Here is a 14,650-nt window from a genome sequence, read left to right as displayed (position 1 = left end):
TTCGGCATACATGCACGGCAGGCGGGCCTAGCCAAGCAGCGGTGCCAGGAACCTTCCGGTGTAGCTTTCGGCCACCTCGGCGACCTGCTCCGGGGTGCCGACGGCGATGATCTCGCCGCCGCCGGAACCGCCCTCGGGCCCGAGGTCGATGACCCAGTCGGCGCTCTTGATCACGTCGAGGTTGTGCTCGATGGTGATGACCGTGTTGCCCTTGTCCACCAGCCCCTGCAGCACCAGCAGCAGCTTGCGGATGTCCTCGAAGTGCAGGCCCGTCGTGGGCTCGTCGAGCACGTAGATCGAGCGGCCGTTGGAACGCTTCTGCAGTTCCGCGGCGAGCTTGACGCGCTGCGCCTCGCCGCCGGAGAGCGTCGTGGAGGCCTGCCCCAGCCGGACGTAGCCCAGCCCGACGTCCACCAGCGTGCGCAGGTGGCGGGCGATCGGGGTGAAGGCGGCGAAGAACTCCGCGCCCTCCTCGATCGGCATGTTCAGCACGTCGGCGATGGTCTTGCCCTTGTAGTGCACCTCGAGCGTTTCGCGGTTGTAGCGCGCCCCGTGGCAAACCTCACAGGGTACGTACACGTCGGGAAGGAAGTTCATTTCGATCTTCAGGGTGCCGTCGCCGGAGCAGGATTCGCAGCGCCCGCCCTTGACGTTGAAGGAGAAGCGGCCCGGCAGGTAGCCGCGCACCTTCGCCTCGGTGGTCTCCGCGAACAGCTTGCGGATGTGGTCGAACACGCCCGTGTAGGTCGCCGGGTTGGAGCGCGGGGTGCGGCCGATCGGCGACTGGTCCACGTGGATTACCTTGTCAAGGTGCTCGAGCCCCTCGACGCGGGTGTGCCGGCCCGGCACCTGCTTGGCGCCGTTGAGCTTGTTGGCCAGCACCTTGTACAGCACGTCGTTGACCAACGTCGACTTGCCGGAGCCGGAAACTCCGGTGACGGCGGTGAGAACGCCGAGCGGGAAGCGCGCGGTGAGGTCCTCGAGGTTGTTCTCGCGGGCACCCACGACGGTGACCTGGCGCTTCTTGTCGATCTTGCGGCGCTTGGCCGGAACCTCGATCTTCCGGCGCCCGGACAGGTAGTCGCCGGTGATCGACCGGGTGTTCGCCTTCAGGTCCTCCAGGGAACCCGAGTGCACCACCTCGCCGCCGTGCTCGCCGGCACCGGGCCCGATGTCCACGATCCAGTCGGCCTCGGCGATGGTGTCCTCGTCGTGTTCGACGACGATCAGGGTGTTGCCCAGCGACCGCAGGCGGGTCAGCGTCTCGATGAGCCGGCGGTTGTCGCGCTGGTGCAGGCCGATGGACGGCTCGTCGAGCACGTAGAGCACGCCGACCAGGCCGGAGCCGATCTGCGTGGCCAAGCGGATGCGCTGGGCCTCGCCGCCGGACAGCGTTCCCGCCGCGCGCTCGAGGTTCAGGTATTCCAGGCCGACGTCGAGCAGGAAGCGCAGGCGTGCCTGGATTTCCTTCAGCACCTGGGAGGCGATCTGGGCCTCGCGGCCGGTGAGCACCAGGTTTTCGAGGAACTCGGAGCATTCACGCATCGGCATGGCCGACACCGCGGCGATCGACTTGTCGTTGATCAGGACGGACAGCGAGGCGGAATTCAGGCGTGCACCGTTGCATTCGGGGCACGGAATCTGCCGCATGTACTCCTCGTACCGGTCGCGCGCGTGCTCCGATTCGGTTTCCAGGTGCTTGCGGTGGATGTACTGGACCACGCCCTCGAAGCCAGTGGAGTACTTGCGCTCACGCCCGAAGCGGTTCTTGTACTGCACCACGACCTTGTGGTCCTTGCCGTGCATGATGGCGGCGCGGGCCACGGCCGGAAGCTTGTTCCACGGGGTCTCAAGCGTGAAGTCCAGTTCGGCCCCGAGGCCCTCGAGCAGCCGGTTCCAGTACTCGGTGGTTGCAACACCCAACGACCAGGGTGCGATGGCGCCCTGCCCCAGCGGCATATCCACGTCGGGAATGATCAGGTCTTCGTCGACTTCCAACCGGGTACCGATGCCGCTGCAGGCAGGGCAGGCACCGAACGGGTTGTTGAAGGAGAAGGACCGGGGCTCGATCTCGTCGATGGCCAGCGGGTGCTCGTTCGGGCACGCGAGGTTTTCGGAGAAGGCGCGGATCCGGCCGTCGTCTTCCGGGTCGAGATCCACGAAGTCGATCAGCACGCGACCTTCGGAGAGGCCGAGTGCGGTTTCGATGGAGTCGGTCAGGCGCTGGCGGACCGAGTCGTTGATGGCGAGCCGGTCGACGACAACCTCGATGGTGTGCTTGAACTGCTTGCCAAGCTTCGGCGGTTCGCTGAGCTGGATCGTCTCGCCGTCGACACGCGCACGGGAGTAGCCCTTGGAACTCAGTTCCTTGAAGAGGTCGACGAACTCGCCCTTGCGTCCGCGGACCACCGGCGCAAGCACCTGGAATCGGGTCTTCGGTTCGAGTTCCAGCAGCTGGTCGACGATCTGCTGTGGCGTCTGCTTGGTGACGGCCTCGCCGCACTCTGGGCAGTACGGGCGGCCCACACGTGCCCAGAGCAGGCGCATGTAGTCGTAGATTTCGGTGATGGTTCCCACCGTCGAGCGGGGGTTCTTCGAGGTCGACTTCTGGTCGATCGACACCGCCGGGGAAAGTCCCTCGATGAAGTCCACGTCTGGCTTGTCCACTTGCCCAAGGAACTGGCGGGCGTAGGCGGAGAGCGACTCGACATAGCGTCGCTGCCCCTCGGCGAAGATCGTGTCGAAGGCCAAGGATGACTTTCCGGATCCGGAAAGTCCGGTGAAGACGATCATTGCGTCTCTCGGCAAATCAAGGTCGACGTTGCGCAAATTGTGCTCGCGCGCGCCCTTGACCACCAGCCGGGTCAAATCGTGCGGACGAGGGGTTTCAAGGGAGCGGGAAGTAGCCACCCAAACATGCTAATCGAAAACTACTTCGAATTGCTCGTCGATGTGAGCAATAAGACCAGCCTTTGTTAAATCAGCGAGCTAAAGGCCGCCCTGACATAGCCGATTGCCGCTTTTTCGCTGATTCCCCAGCGCTTGGCAACCGCCGCCAATTCGGAGGCAGCGTCGGCCACTGCGATGGATCCTTCGTCCTCCTTCGCCTGGACGATGGTGCCGTGTCGCCCGCGGGTTACCACCGCACCGCTGGCTTCGAGTTCCTTGTAGACCTTGGCTGCGGTGTTTACCGCGAGTCCCAGCTGTTCGGCGAGCGCCCGCACAGAAGGTAGCTTGGTTCCCGCTTTGAGTTTGCCCTTGGCGATTGCGACAAGGATCTGCTGGCGCACCTGGAGGTAAGGGGCCATCTTGTCAGCGGTGTCCACGTTGATGAATGCCAGCGGATTGCTATCCATGGATTTGGTCCTTTGATAGGGATGGGCGTTCTGCTTCTCAGACTATCCCGCTCGATTGCCGTTGCGTCGTAAAGTGGTGGCCATGAGCAAAATTTTCCATGACCTGAATGACGTGACAGTTCGAGGCATTAGCGTCTCGGAGATGGCCAACAACGTTTACCTCGTGACCTCCAAGGCCGACGGTTCGCAGTTGCTGATTGATGCCGCCGACGACGCGAAGGCGATCACCGGGCTAATAGAATCTGCTTCGTCCGATGCCGAGGTTCCGACATCACTGGTTGGCATTGCCACAACACACCAGCACTGGGACCATATCCGCGCGCTACGGGAGATGGTCGACTCCACGGGAGCCAAGACCTTCGCGGGCGCGGAAGACGCGGCCGGGATCCTCGAGGGTGCCTCGGTAAGGATAGATACTCCCCTTGGCCACGGGGATAAGGTCTTCGTCGGTTCGACGGTTCTCGAATGCGTTCACCTGCGGGGCCACACTCCCGGTTCCATTGCCTTCGCCCTTCGGGATAGCAGCGGAACAGTCCTGATCTTCAGCGGGGATTCCCTGTTCCCTGGTGGTGTGGGCAATACCGGGAATGATCCACAACGCTTTACCTCGTTGTTGGACGATGTCACTGAACGACTCTTCGGACAGTACCCGGATGAGTCGATAGTGCTTACCGGCCATGGAGACTCAACGACATTGGGCAAGGAACGCCCGAATCTTGAGGAATGGCGTAACAGGGGCTGGTAAAAGCCGGCGTCTAACAACTATCCACTGGCGGGGACTGCGGTGGACTTTCAGGAGTTCCTGGCAAGGGCGGCGCCATCGAAAGGAATACCTGACCGCTGGACGTGGTGATCTCGATGGTGTGGCGGAGTCCGTCAACCACGCGCTCACTCCACCCCTCGGTTTCCTTGGTGTAGTTGCACCAGGCACAACGCCCGTCGCCGTTCACGGCGGTGGTTCTCCCGCCCATCGCGACTTGTTGAACGTGGTCGTAGTGTCGGATGGGCGCGTCGCAGTATGGCGTCCTGCAGAATTGGTCCCTGACTGCAATCATTCGCTTGAGTTGCTTGGGCAGTATTCGCTTGGAAGACTCCATGGCGACAAGTTCGCCACTGCTTGGCGCGGTAAACAGGCGTCGAATCCAGACTTGCGCCCTGGACTCCTTGGGTGAGAGGTTTGGGTCTCCTGTGACGAGGTATCGGGCATAACCTGCCGGGATGGTTCCATAGCCATTGAGATACGCGGGCTCACTATCACCCTGCATGAGGGTGCGGTCGGTCATCACCAGATTCACCAACAACGGCGTCCCTTCGACTGGTGACTGGCCCGTGACACGCTCGACGAGAGCATCGGCTTTGACCTGCATGTCTGTTCGGCGGTCCTCCGGCGAGCGCTTCTTGGCTGCCGCAGCCACCAATGCCTCATTCAGGGCCACACCCTGTTCCATGGGCAGAGTCCCACTGATCCTCATGAAACCCCCGGGAACCACCCTCACCGAAATGAACCGTTTCCTGAGCGCCTCTGAACTCTTGTTCATTTCGATCGTGTTGTCGAACGCCAGGGTGAGTCGCTTCACGCGTGCGGTGAGTTCTCGTGAGCCCACACCCTCAAGACTGCCGGGCCGGCCCGCAAGTTCTCGGTCGATGATCTCTTGGACCATGGGGTCCAGTTCGCAGGTTTCCCGGACAATGGCCATTGAACGATTTTCTTTGATCTCCCCACGCCTCAGCGCTGCAAACGTATGCGGCATGTGCTCAAGCATGGATCGTGAATAGGCCAGGAATTGAGGCCCAAAGCACTGCGACTCGCCCCGCGCCAACGCAATTTCTGCGCCCGTGCCGCGATTGGGGTTGTCCTGGTACTTACCCTCGGCCTCGTGGCGGGAAATCACGGCTTCTTCCGCTGCCTTGGCTTCGACCGACTGGGTCGCCGAGGCTGAGGACTTGAGCTTTTCCAGGGCGGCAATGCGCGCAAACCCTGTCGCTTCATCCGCGGCTGGCGGGAAGTACCCCATTGCCTCCGTGACCGCCTCAATAAATTCCAAGGCTTCGTCACGCTGTGGCGCGCTGGCCTGTCGAATAGCAACGGGATTCTCGGGGGCGTGGCCGATAGGCCTGTGCCCAAGAAGCATTTCCCCGGCCTGCTCAATTGGCAGCGATTCCGGGTTCGATGGTTCACCGTCGAACTCTTCGAACATATTTACTACTATACGCCGCCCGAGACGCTTTGTGAAGGGTTCGCTTTGCTCTAATGCACGCAAAACACCTAGTCAGTGAGCTAAAAGTAATCCACAGTTCGTTCGTGGGCCATTGACAATTGCGACCCGACGGGATTCGGGAACTACTTGAATGACATGCCTTGCGCTTCACAGGCCCGCTTAAACGCTTCCAGATCGGTTATCACTGGCTTGCCTGCCACGTCCGCGGCAACCGCATTCCGGATGGCTTCAGTTGAAGAGGCTGCACCATGCTCCGCCGCCTTGTCCATATTCGTACGCCCCACGCTCCCGTTATCCGTGTATCCGCTTCCGAAATGGATGCACGCCGTATTGCCCTGTACGTCACGTTGGCGGAACTCATCGGCGCCAGACCCTGCACAGGCTGAAAGGGCCAATCCAAGAATGGCCAGGACCGGGAGGAGTTTTCTCATGCCCCCACCCTATGAGCTTCACCCGAGCTGGATCGAATGCAACGTTTGCGGCCGACCATGAAGATCCGACGGAACGGGAACATCGTCAGCGAGTCACCACCTACCCCTTCGAATGACGGATATGCCTGCGCGACAAGCCGCGCATAGTCTGCTTCAAAATCGGCGGCCTCCGCGGCATTCAGCTTGCCCAGGACGGGACGCAATGCGGTACCGCGTACCCACTCGAGCACCGGGTCCTTACCGGTGAGGACCTGCCCGTACGTTGTTTCCCAGACATCGGCCTCGAACCCCGCAGCAAGCAGGATCTTGAGGTAATCCACCGGTTCCCCGACTGCGTCCTTGTGCCGCAGCACACCGGCCAGCCTCGGCGCCCAACGCTCGGACTCGGCCAGCTCACGCATGAGCGCATGGGAAGGGGAACCAAAGTTTCCAGGCACCTGCGCCGCGAACCAAGCGCCGGGCTGCAGCGCGTCCAGCCATCTGGCCATGAGTTCCCGGTGCCCAGGGATCCACTGCAACATGGCATTGCTGACCAAGACATCCGTGCCTGGGTTCGGCATCCACGTGGTTGCATCGGCAAGCTCGAACTCCAGGCCGGGGGCATGCTGCGTGACGCGGGCCTTCCGGACCATTTCGTCCGAAGAATCCAGTCCAACGACACGGGCCTCGGGCCAGCGCTCGGCCAGCGACCGTGTCAGCGGGCCAGGACCGCACCCCAGATCGACCACGAGGCTCGGTGCCGTGGCGGCAACGCGGCCGGTCAGATCGAAAAACGGCCGGTCACGATAATCCGCGAACTGTACATACTTTTCCGGGTCCCATTTCATCCCCACAGACTAGATGCAACGATGCGTCCCGTTCCAGCCCCGCCAAAAGAAACCGCACCAGAGACGATAGGCTTGAAACATCATGAATCTTACCGAGTTGCTGCCGAACACTCCCCCGCGTGGAGCCACCGCCGAATCCGTCTACGAAGCCTTCATCAAATGGGTGGAGGACCGCGGCATCGGGCTGTATCCGGCACAGGACGAAGCCGTCATGGAATTCGTGGGGGGCAACAACGTCATCCTGGCAACGCCCACCGGCTCGGGCAAGTCCCTGGTGGCCGTCGCAGCGCACTTCTATGCGCTCGCCCGCGGGGAACGCAGCTACTACACCGCACCCATCAAGGCACTGGTTTCCGAGAAGTTCTTCGACTTGTGCAAGATCTTCGGTGCGGAAAACGTCGGCATGGTCACCGGCGATTCCTCGGTCAACCAGGATGCCCCGATCATCTGCTGCACCGCGGAGATCCTCGCCAACATCGCCCTGCGCGAAGGCAAGACCGCCGACCTCGGGCCGGTAGTCATGGACGAATTCCACTTCTACGCCGACCCGCAGCGTGGCTGGGCGTGGCAGGTGCCGCTGCTGGAACTTCCGCAGGCACAATTCCTGCTGATGTCGGCGACCCTCGGCGATGTCAGCCGCTTCGAGGACGAGCTGACGCTGCGCACCGGGCGCGACACGACCACCGTGGCGCACGCCGAACGCCCCATTCCGCTGCACTACTACTACTCGCAGGACCCGGTGCAGGAAGCCATCGAGGAACTGCTCAAGACCCGGCAGGTGCCGATCTACGTGGTGCACTTCAGCCAGCTCGAGGCCATCGACCGCGCCAGCAGCCTGATGAGCATCAACGTCTGCACCCGCGAGGAAAAGGACCGGATCTCCGAACTGATCGCCGGATTCCGCTTCGCCGCCGGGTTCGGAAAGACGCTTAACCGGCTGGTCCGCCACGGCATCGGCGTGCACCACGCGGGCATGCTGCCGAAGTACCGCCGCCTGGTCGAGCAGCTGGCGCAGGCCGGCCTGCTCAAGGTCATCTGCGGCACCGACACCCTGGGCGTCGGCATCAACGTGCCCATCCGCACCGTGCTGATCACCGCGCTGTCCAAGTATGACGGCATCCGCACGCGTCTGCTGAACGCCCGCGAATTCCACCAGATCGCGGGCCGCGCCGGACGCGCCGGCTTCGACACCGCCGGCACCGTGGTGATCCAGGCCCCCGAACACGCGATCGAAAACAAGAAGGCCATGGAGAAGGCGCTGGCGAAGTTCGGCGACGACTCCAAGAAGATCCGCCAGGTCGTCAAGAAGAAGCCGCCGCAGGGCTTCGTGACCTGGGGCGAGAAGACCTACGAGCGCATCATCGTTTCCACCCCGGAACCGCTGAGCTCCTCGTTCGTAGTCACCCACTCGATGCTGCTGAATCTGCTGGACCGCAAGGGCGACTCGTTCGCCGCGGCCCGCCGCCTGCTCACCGAGAACCACGAGACCCCGGCCAAGCAGCGCGCCCTGCAGCGCAAGGCGCTGGGCATCCTGCGCGAGCTGCTGGCCACCGGCGTCGTCGAACGCCTGGATGTGCCCGACGAATACGGCAACAAGCTCGCGCTGACCGTGCACCTGCAGCAGAACTTCGCGCTGAACCAGCCGCTGTCCCCGTTTGCGCTGGCGGCGCTGGAGCTCTTCGACGAGGAAAGCGCCGGGTACGCGCTGGATGTCGTCTCCGTCATCGAGGCCACGCTGGAAAAGCCGCGCCAGGTGCTCTCCGCGCAGGAGAAGAAGGCCCGCGGCGAGGCCATCGCCGCGATGAAGGCCGAGGGCATGGAGTACGATGCCCGCATGGCTGCGCTGGAGGAAGTCACCTACCCGCAGCCGCTGGCACAGGTTCTCGGCGACGCGTTCGAGCAGTACCGCGCCGGCGCCCCGTGGCTCGGCGACTTCGAGGTCGCCCCGAAGTCCGTGGTCCGCGACATGTACGAGCGAGCCATGAGCTTCAGCGAATACGTGCAGTTCTACTCGCTGGCCCGTTCGGAGGGCGTGCTGCTGCGCTACCTGACCGACGCCTACAAGGCGCTGCGCCAGACCGTGCCGCAGGATGCGCTGCGCGAGGACCTCGAGGACCTCATCGAGTGGCTCGGGGAAATGATCCGCCAGATCGACTCCTCGCTGCTGGACGAATGGGAGGAGCTGGCCAACGGCTTGCTGCACGAGCCCGACGCCGAGATCATCCCGCCGGCCCCGGAGCGCCTGACTTCCAACGAGCGAGCCTTCCGCGTCATGGTCCGCAACGACATGTTCAAGCGCGTGAAGCTCTTCGCCGACGAGCAGGACGGCGCACTCGGCGATTTGGACGGCCACAACGGGTTCGACTCCGACACCTGGGCCGACGCCATGGATGCGTACTTCGAGGAGCACGAGGACATCGACGACGGTCCCGGCGGCCGCGGTCCCAACCTGCTGCTCATCACCCCGGGCGCCCAAACCTGGAAGGTGCGCCAGATCTTCGCCGACCCGGCCAACCACCACGACTGGGGCATCGACGCCACGGTGAACCTCGCGGACTCCGACGAGGCCGGCATGCCGGTCATCACAGTCACCAGCGTGGGACGTTTGGACTAGCTCCCCCGGAGACGCCAACAGCCCCTGTTCCCGCTCCTTTCGGAAGCGGGAACAGGGGCTGCGCTGTTTGTCGGGACCTTAGAGTCCCAGGAACTTGCTCAGCGACAGGGCCTGGTTCTTGACTACCAGCACGATCGGCACCACCAGGCCCACCAGCGCGTAGGCGGAGACCGGCACGCAGAGCAGCCATTCGCGGCCCGATCCCGCCTTGCCGAGCACCGGGATGGCGATCCGGCCGCTGGGCTTCCAGATGTCCTTGAGCAGCGGGACCCGGCGCAGCGCCTTCGGGGACTTGATCTTGATGGGCCAGATCAGGTTGCACCCGCCGACCGTGAGCATGTCGCCCAGGATGTGCACGGCACAGCCCACGGCAACCGCAATCACCAGCCAGTTCTGCTCGTCCGGGGAAAACACCGCCACGAAGATGCCCGCGGGAACGGAGAGCAGCCACGGCAGCCTGGCCATGGTGTCCGGGATGAACTTCAGCGCCTTCAGCGCAAAGGACACCAGCAGCACCGCGAGCAGCCCGGCGCCCGGGTAGATGATCCCGAACTTCTCGCTGTCCATGGTCCAGAGGCCCAGCACCCAGGCCAGCGCCGTGAAGACGCCGATGCCCAGCAGCGAGTGCGTGCCGTTGCGGTGTCCGCCGGACACCTCGCCGATGCCCGCGCAAATCGCGTTGGAGACCGGCGGAAGCGAGTGCGCGATGGTCGCGCGGCGATGGTCGGCATCGGGCAGCAGGGCCGCCCCGGCGCACACCATGGCACCGGCGACGCCGGCGATGGGGGTTTGTTCCAGCAGGCCGAAGCCCAGCGGGATGGCATCGGGCATCCACGAGATCATCTCGGGGAGGTTGCCGGTGGGGAGCTTGAAGCTCGTGGTCAACGCGATCCAGGCTGCTGCGCCCGTGGCCGCGTGGTGGCCGCCCATCATATGGGGGTCCCCCCTCTAACTTGTTCTAGCATTCGATCGCCCCCACCTTATGACGCGGCACCCACGCGTTGGCTTCACCGCGCGCAATCCGCCCCGGTAGGCTTGGTCACATGCCTAACCTCCGACCCGCACAACCGGCCGACGTCCCCGCAATACTCCAACTCATCCACGAATTGGCGGTGTTCGAGCGGGAACCAGACGCCGTGAAAAACACCGAAGATGAACTCACCGCGCACCTTTTTGACGCCAACCCGCAGGTCTACGCGCACGTGGTCGAGGTGGACGGCGAGGTGCTCGCCTTCGCCCTGTGGTACCTGACGTACTCCACCTGGGAGGGCACGCACGGCATCCACCTGGAGGACCTCTACGTGCGCGAATCCGCGCGCGGCGGCGGACACGGCACGGCGCTGCTGCGCGAACTCGCGGCCATCGCCGTGCAACGCGGCTACAAGCGAGTGGAGTGGAGCGTGCTCGACTGGAACACCCCGGCCATCGGCTTCTACGACTCGCTCGGCGCCGGCTCCATGGACGGCTGGACCGTGCGCCGCCTCGAGGGCGCCGCACTGGCCGAACTGGGGGCCGGCGCATGAGCAGCTTCCGCGGCATGGACACCACCGAGCACTACTTCCAAGTCCCGCTTGACCACGCAAAACCCGCCGGAGAGACGATCACCGTGTTCGCCCGCGAGATCGTCTCCACCGAGCACGAGGACCCCTCGGCGCTGCCGTGGCTGCTCTTCCTGCAGGGCGGCCCGGGCGGCAAGTCCCCGCGCCCCGGCTCGCTGAACGGCTGGATGGCCGAGGCCGCCAAGACCTTCCGCATCCTGCTGCTCGACCAGCGCGGCACCGGCCTGAGCACCCCGGCCAACCGGCAGACCCTGCCGCTGCGCGGGGACGCGGCCGCGCAGGCCGCCTACCTGACCCACTTCCGCGCCGACTCGATCGTGCGCGACGCCGAGGCCGTCCGCGAGGCCCTGGGCATCGACAAGTGGAGCACGTTCGGGCAAAGCTACGGCGGCTTCTGCACGCTGACCTACCTGTCGATCGCCCCGCAGGCGCTGGAGCGCTGCCTGGTCACCGGCGGCCTCGCCTCGCTGACCGCGGACGCCGCGACCGTGTACCGGGCGACCTATGCCCGCATGGCCGCGCGCAACGAGGAATACTTCTCCTGGTACCCGCAGGACCGGCAGATGCTGGCGCGCATCGCGAAGCACCTCCGGGGCACCGTGGAGCACCTGCCCAACGGGCGTCCGCTCACCATGGCCATGGTGCAGATGCTTGGCCAGTTCCTCGGCGGCAACGCCCGCGTGCACCTGCTGCACCACGTCTTCGAGGGCGCCCTGGTGCATACCCCCGGCGGGGACCGGCTCTCCGACACCTTCCTGGCCGAGGTACAGAACCAGGCCGACCGGACCACGAACCCGCTCTACGCGCTGATGCACGAATCCATCTACGGGCAGGGCGCCGCGACCGCCTGGGCCGCGGAGTCGGTGCTGGAGGAATTCCCGGCCTTCTCCCCCGAGGCCGAGGTCCCGCTGCTCACCGGCGAAATGGTGTACCGCTGGTACTTCGAGTCGGACCCGGTGCTGCGCCCGCTGGAGGAAACCGCACGCATCCTCTCCGAGCACGAGGACTGGGCCCCGCTCTACGACGCCGAGGTCCTGGCACGCAACACGGTTCCCGTGGCCGCGGCTGTGTACACCGACGACGTCTATGTCGATCGGGACCTGTCGATGGAAACCGCCGACGCGGTGGCCGGGCTCAAGGTCTGGGAAACCGCGGACTTCCACCACGACGGCATCAGCGATGAGGGTGCGATGATTTTCGCGAAGCTGCTGGAAATGACAGGGCTGCTGGAAATGACCGACACACCGGCGTAGGTTTCCTTCCATGGGCGATGAACTGGTTTTGGTCACCGGCGGATCCGGGTTCCTGGGTGCGCACTGCATCGTGGCGCTGCTGGAACGCGGCTACCGGGTGCGCACCACGGTGCGTTCGATGGACCGCCAGGTGGAGGTCTGGGCCGCGCTGGACATGGCCGGGTTGCCCGACGCCGCGGTGGAGATCGTCGCGGCGGACCTGACCTCCGATGCCGGCTGGGCGGAGGCGGTCGCCGGGTGCGACTACGTCCTGCACACCGCTTCCCCGTTCCCGGTCAATGCCCCGAAGGACGAGAACGAACTCATCGTCCCGGCCCGCGACGGCGCCCTGCGGGTGCTGTCCGCCTCCCGCGATGCCGGGGTCAAGCGGGTGGTGCTGACCTCGTCGTTTGCCGCGGTCGGCTACGGGCACCGGCCAGGGGACACGGACTTCACGGAGGCCGACTGGTCGAACCCGGACGCCGACATCGGCGCCTACACCAAGTCCAAGACCCTGGCCGAGCGCGCGGCCTGGGACTTCATCGCGGCCGACGGCGGGACGCTGGAACTGGCGGTGGTGAACCCCGTGGCGATCATCGGCCCGGTGCTGGGGCCCAAGCTCTCCGCGTCGATCGAGCTGGTGCGGCGGCTGCTGTCCGGGGGCATGCCGGGGTTGCCCCGGATCTCCACAGCGCTGGTCGACGTGCGCGACGTCGCCGACCTGCACCTGCGCGCCATGGTCGATCCGGCGGCCGCGGGCGAGCGGTTCCTGGCCGTCGCGGGCCCGGCGTTGGGCATGGAGCAGATGGCGCACATCCTGCGCACCCGGCTGGGAGACGAGGGCTCGAAGATGCCGACCCGCGTGCTGCCCGACTGGCTGGTGCGCGCGGCTGCGGTCTTTGTCCCGGCGCTGCGCCAGCTGGTCCCCCGGCTGGGCGTGGTGCGGAACGCGTCGAACGCCAAGGCCGTCGGCACCCTCGGCTGGGCACCGCGGCCCGTCGGGGACTCGCTGGTCGACACCGCGCGGTCCCTGCAGAAGCTGGGGATGCTTTAGGAAGCCGCCCTCTTGCGCTGGACTCCAAGCTCGCGCAGGCAGAAGGCCGTCACGGCCAGAACGAAGACCAGACAGAGGTAGCCGAGCCCGGCGTACCCCAGCCAGGCCAGCAGCAACCCGGACCCGGCCGCGCCGAGCGCCCCGGCGGCACCCATGAGCGTGTCGGAGACTCCCTGCACCAGCACGCGGCGTTCACGTGACACCCGCTCGGCCAGGAACGCCGAGCCGGAGACCGTGGCCATCGACCAGCCCAGGCCCAGCAGCACCAGCCCGGTGGTGACCGCTGCCTGCGAATCCGCTCCGAGGCCGCAGACCAGCACCGCGGCAACCAGCATGCCCTGGGATGCAAGCATCATCCGGATCCGCCCGATCCTGTCGGCCAGTGCGCCGACCAGCGGGGAAAGCGCATACATGCCGGCGATGTGCAGGGAGATGGTGAACCCGATGACCACCAGGATGTCGCCGGTGCCGTGGTGCATTGCATGCCCCGGCGTGGCGGCCATGTCCTTGAGGTGCACGGGCGTCATGGACATGATCCCGACCATCACCAGGTGCGCCACCACGATCGTGGCGATGCCCAGCAGTGCGCCGGGCGTTTGCCGTGCTGCGGCCAAGCCGGTGGCCAGCGAGCCGCGTTTGCGGCCCGGCATGGCCTTGGCGGTCGGGTGCCCGGCGGCCTCGTCGAAGCCCCGGGCCAGCATGATCGGGTCGGGGCGCAGCCCGATGTTCAGGATGGCGATGGCCAGCACCATGCCGGCCAGGGAGAAGAGGAACGGCCCGCTCATCGGCGGCAGCCCGAGGCTGGCGCCGAGCGCCGATCCGGGGCCTATCAGGTTCGGGCCGGCGACGGCGCCGACGGTGATCGACCAGACCACCAGGCCCAGGTCGCGGCCGCGGGTGGCGTCGTCGGCCAGGTCCGTTGCGGCGAAGCGCGCCTGCAGGTTGGCCGCGGACCCCACGCCCAGCAGCGCCGCGCCGAGCATCAGCACGGCAAAACTCCTGGTGACGGGTGCCAGCATCATGAGCACCGCGCCGATCCCGGCCAGGAAGTAGCCCAGCGACAGAGCCACCCGGCGTCCGCGCTTGACCGCCAGCGCCGCCAGCGGCAGCGCGCTCACGGCGCCCGCCACGGAGATCGCCGTGGTGGAGGCCCCGGCAAAGGCGTTCGATCCGGTCAGCTCCACGGCCATGAGCGAGCCGATGGCCAGGCCGGCGCCGTTTCCCACGCCGGAGAGCAGCTGCGAGGCCGAAAGCGTGAGCACCACGCGGCGCTGCGCCCGGGCGCGGGTGGAAACGGGTTTGAGCACCGGTTTTGATGAAGTAGTCACCCGTGCAAGCTTAGCAACGCACGGGGCTTA

At 65.5% G+C, this 14,650-nt stretch carries 12 protein-coding genes; 5 read left to right on the top strand and 7 right to left on the bottom strand.

Going from position 1 to position 14,650, the window contains the following annotated elements:
* Positions 1-27: 27 nt before the first annotated feature.
* Together uvrA and ACIQLF_RS11070 are read right to left on the bottom strand one after the other, a co-directional pair.
* Positions 28-2,910, bottom strand: a complete 2,883-nt coding sequence (gene uvrA / locus ACIQLF_RS11075) for an excinuclease ABC subunit UvrA (protein WP_400298046.1) — start codon at positions 2,908-2,910, stop codon at positions 28-30.
* A 65-nt stretch (positions 2,911-2,975) separates the two neighbouring features.
* A complete protein-coding gene (locus ACIQLF_RS11070; RefSeq protein WP_400298043.1) occupies positions 2,976-3,356 on the bottom strand; it encodes a GntR family transcriptional regulator in 381 nt (126 codons plus the stop codon).
* An 82-nt stretch (positions 3,357-3,438) separates the two neighbouring features.
* Between ACIQLF_RS11070 and ACIQLF_RS11065 the strand changes: the two genes are divergently transcribed.
* Positions 3,439-4,101, top strand: coding sequence for an MBL fold metallo-hydrolase (locus ACIQLF_RS11065; RefSeq protein WP_400298040.1), 663 nt, complete (start codon positions 3,439-3,441; stop codon positions 4,099-4,101).
* A gap of 10 nt (positions 4,102-4,111) precedes the next feature.
* Here ACIQLF_RS11065 and ACIQLF_RS11060 read toward each other — a convergent pair whose 3' ends face one another.
* From ACIQLF_RS11060 to ACIQLF_RS11050, 3 genes are all read right to left on the bottom strand, one after another.
* On the bottom strand, positions 4,112-5,554 hold the full coding sequence (locus ACIQLF_RS11060; RefSeq protein ID WP_400298037.1) for a DUF222 domain-containing protein: 1,443 nt from the start codon (positions 5,552-5,554) through the stop codon (positions 4,112-4,114).
* Positions 5,555-5,697: 143 nt separating this feature from the next.
* Positions 5,698-6,006 carry a hypothetical protein gene (locus ACIQLF_RS11055; RefSeq protein ID WP_400298034.1) on the bottom strand — a complete coding sequence of 103 codons (309 nt, stop codon included), beginning with the start codon at positions 6,004-6,006 and terminating at the stop codon, positions 5,698-5,700.
* Positions 6,003-6,833, bottom strand: a complete 831-nt coding sequence (locus tag ACIQLF_RS11050; protein ID WP_400298032.1) for a trans-aconitate 2-methyltransferase — start codon at positions 6,831-6,833, stop codon at positions 6,003-6,005. Before ACIQLF_RS11050 ends, ACIQLF_RS11055 begins: the two co-directional genes overlap by 4 nt.
* 82 nt (positions 6,834-6,915) lie before the next feature.
* Between ACIQLF_RS11050 and ACIQLF_RS11045 the strand changes: the two genes are divergently transcribed.
* Positions 6,916-9,447 carry a DEAD/DEAH box helicase gene (locus ACIQLF_RS11045; protein ID WP_400298029.1) on the top strand — a complete coding sequence of 844 codons (2,532 nt, stop codon included), beginning with the start codon at positions 6,916-6,918 and terminating at the stop codon, positions 9,445-9,447.
* A 78-nt stretch (positions 9,448-9,525) separates the two neighbouring features.
* On the opposite strand, the gene ACIQLF_RS11040 is transcribed toward ACIQLF_RS11045, so the two are convergent.
* On the bottom strand, positions 9,526-10,380 hold the full coding sequence (locus tag ACIQLF_RS11040; protein WP_400298026.1) for a metal-dependent hydrolase: 855 nt from the start codon (positions 10,378-10,380) through the stop codon (positions 9,526-9,528).
* 110 nt (positions 10,381-10,490) lie between these two features.
* Here ACIQLF_RS11040 and ACIQLF_RS11035 point away from each other — a divergent pair, with 110 nt between their 5' ends.
* From ACIQLF_RS11035 to ACIQLF_RS11025, 3 genes are read left to right on the top strand one after another with little or no spacing between them, the layout of a single operon-like run.
* Positions 10,491-10,970 (top strand): GNAT family N-acetyltransferase, encoded by a 480-nt coding sequence (locus tag ACIQLF_RS11035; protein ID WP_400298023.1) that lies wholly within the window; start codon positions 10,491-10,493, stop codon positions 10,968-10,970.
* Entirely contained in the window at positions 10,967-12,259 is a 1,293-nt protein-coding gene (locus tag ACIQLF_RS11030; RefSeq protein ID WP_400298021.1) for an alpha/beta fold hydrolase, read from the top strand. The genes ACIQLF_RS11035 and ACIQLF_RS11030 overlap by 4 nt, the downstream gene beginning before the upstream one ends.
* Positions 12,260-12,269: 10 nt before the next feature.
* Positions 12,270-13,292 (top strand): SDR family oxidoreductase, encoded by a 1,023-nt coding sequence (locus ACIQLF_RS11025; protein ID WP_400298018.1) that lies wholly within the window; start codon positions 12,270-12,272, stop codon positions 13,290-13,292.
* Here ACIQLF_RS11025 and ACIQLF_RS11020 read toward each other — a convergent pair.
* A complete protein-coding gene (locus ACIQLF_RS11020; RefSeq protein ID WP_400298015.1) occupies positions 13,289-14,620 on the bottom strand; it encodes an MFS transporter in 1,332 nt (443 codons plus the stop codon). The two genes, ACIQLF_RS11025 and ACIQLF_RS11020, sit on opposite strands and share 4 nt — an antisense overlap.
* Positions 14,621-14,650 lie beyond the last annotated feature (30 nt).

The organism is Paeniglutamicibacter sp. NPDC091659 (assembly GCF_044756805.1).
Taxonomy (GTDB): Bacteria; Actinomycetota; Actinomycetes; order Actinomycetales; family Micrococcaceae; genus Paeniglutamicibacter.
The sequence above is the reverse complement of the archived record's forward strand: the minus strand, read 5'-3'. Positions and strand labels throughout refer to the sequence as shown.

Coding starts and splice junctions, on each gene's coding strand:
- ACIQLF_RS11045 (WP_400298029.1), top strand. CDS start 6,916: ATGAATCTTACCGAGTTGCTGCCGAACACTCCCCCGCGTGGAGCCACC.
- ACIQLF_RS11065 (WP_400298040.1), top strand. CDS start 3,439: ATGAGCAAAATTTTCCATGACCTGAATGACGTGACAGTTCGAGGCATT.
- ACIQLF_RS11060 (WP_400298037.1), bottom strand. CDS start 5,554: ATGTTCGAAGAGTTCGACGGTGAACCATCGAACCCGGAATCGCTGCCA.
- ACIQLF_RS11040 (WP_400298026.1), bottom strand. CDS start 10,380: ATGATGGGCGGCCACCACGCGGCCACGGGCGCAGCAGCCTGGATCGCG.
- ACIQLF_RS11025 (WP_400298018.1), top strand. CDS start 12,270: ATGGGCGATGAACTGGTTTTGGTCACCGGCGGATCCGGGTTCCTGGGT.
- ACIQLF_RS11035 (WP_400298023.1), top strand. CDS start 10,491: ATGCCTAACCTCCGACCCGCACAACCGGCCGACGTCCCCGCAATACTC.
- ACIQLF_RS11070 (WP_400298043.1), bottom strand. CDS start 3,356: ATGGATAGCAATCCGCTGGCATTCATCAACGTGGACACCGCTGACAAG.
- ACIQLF_RS11030 (WP_400298021.1), top strand. CDS start 10,967: ATGAGCAGCTTCCGCGGCATGGACACCACCGAGCACTACTTCCAAGTC.
- ACIQLF_RS11055 (WP_400298034.1), bottom strand. CDS start 6,006: ATGAGAAAACTCCTCCCGGTCCTGGCCATTCTTGGATTGGCCCTTTCA.
- ACIQLF_RS11050 (WP_400298032.1), bottom strand. CDS start 6,833: ATGAAATGGGACCCGGAAAAGTATGTACAGTTCGCGGATTATCGTGAC.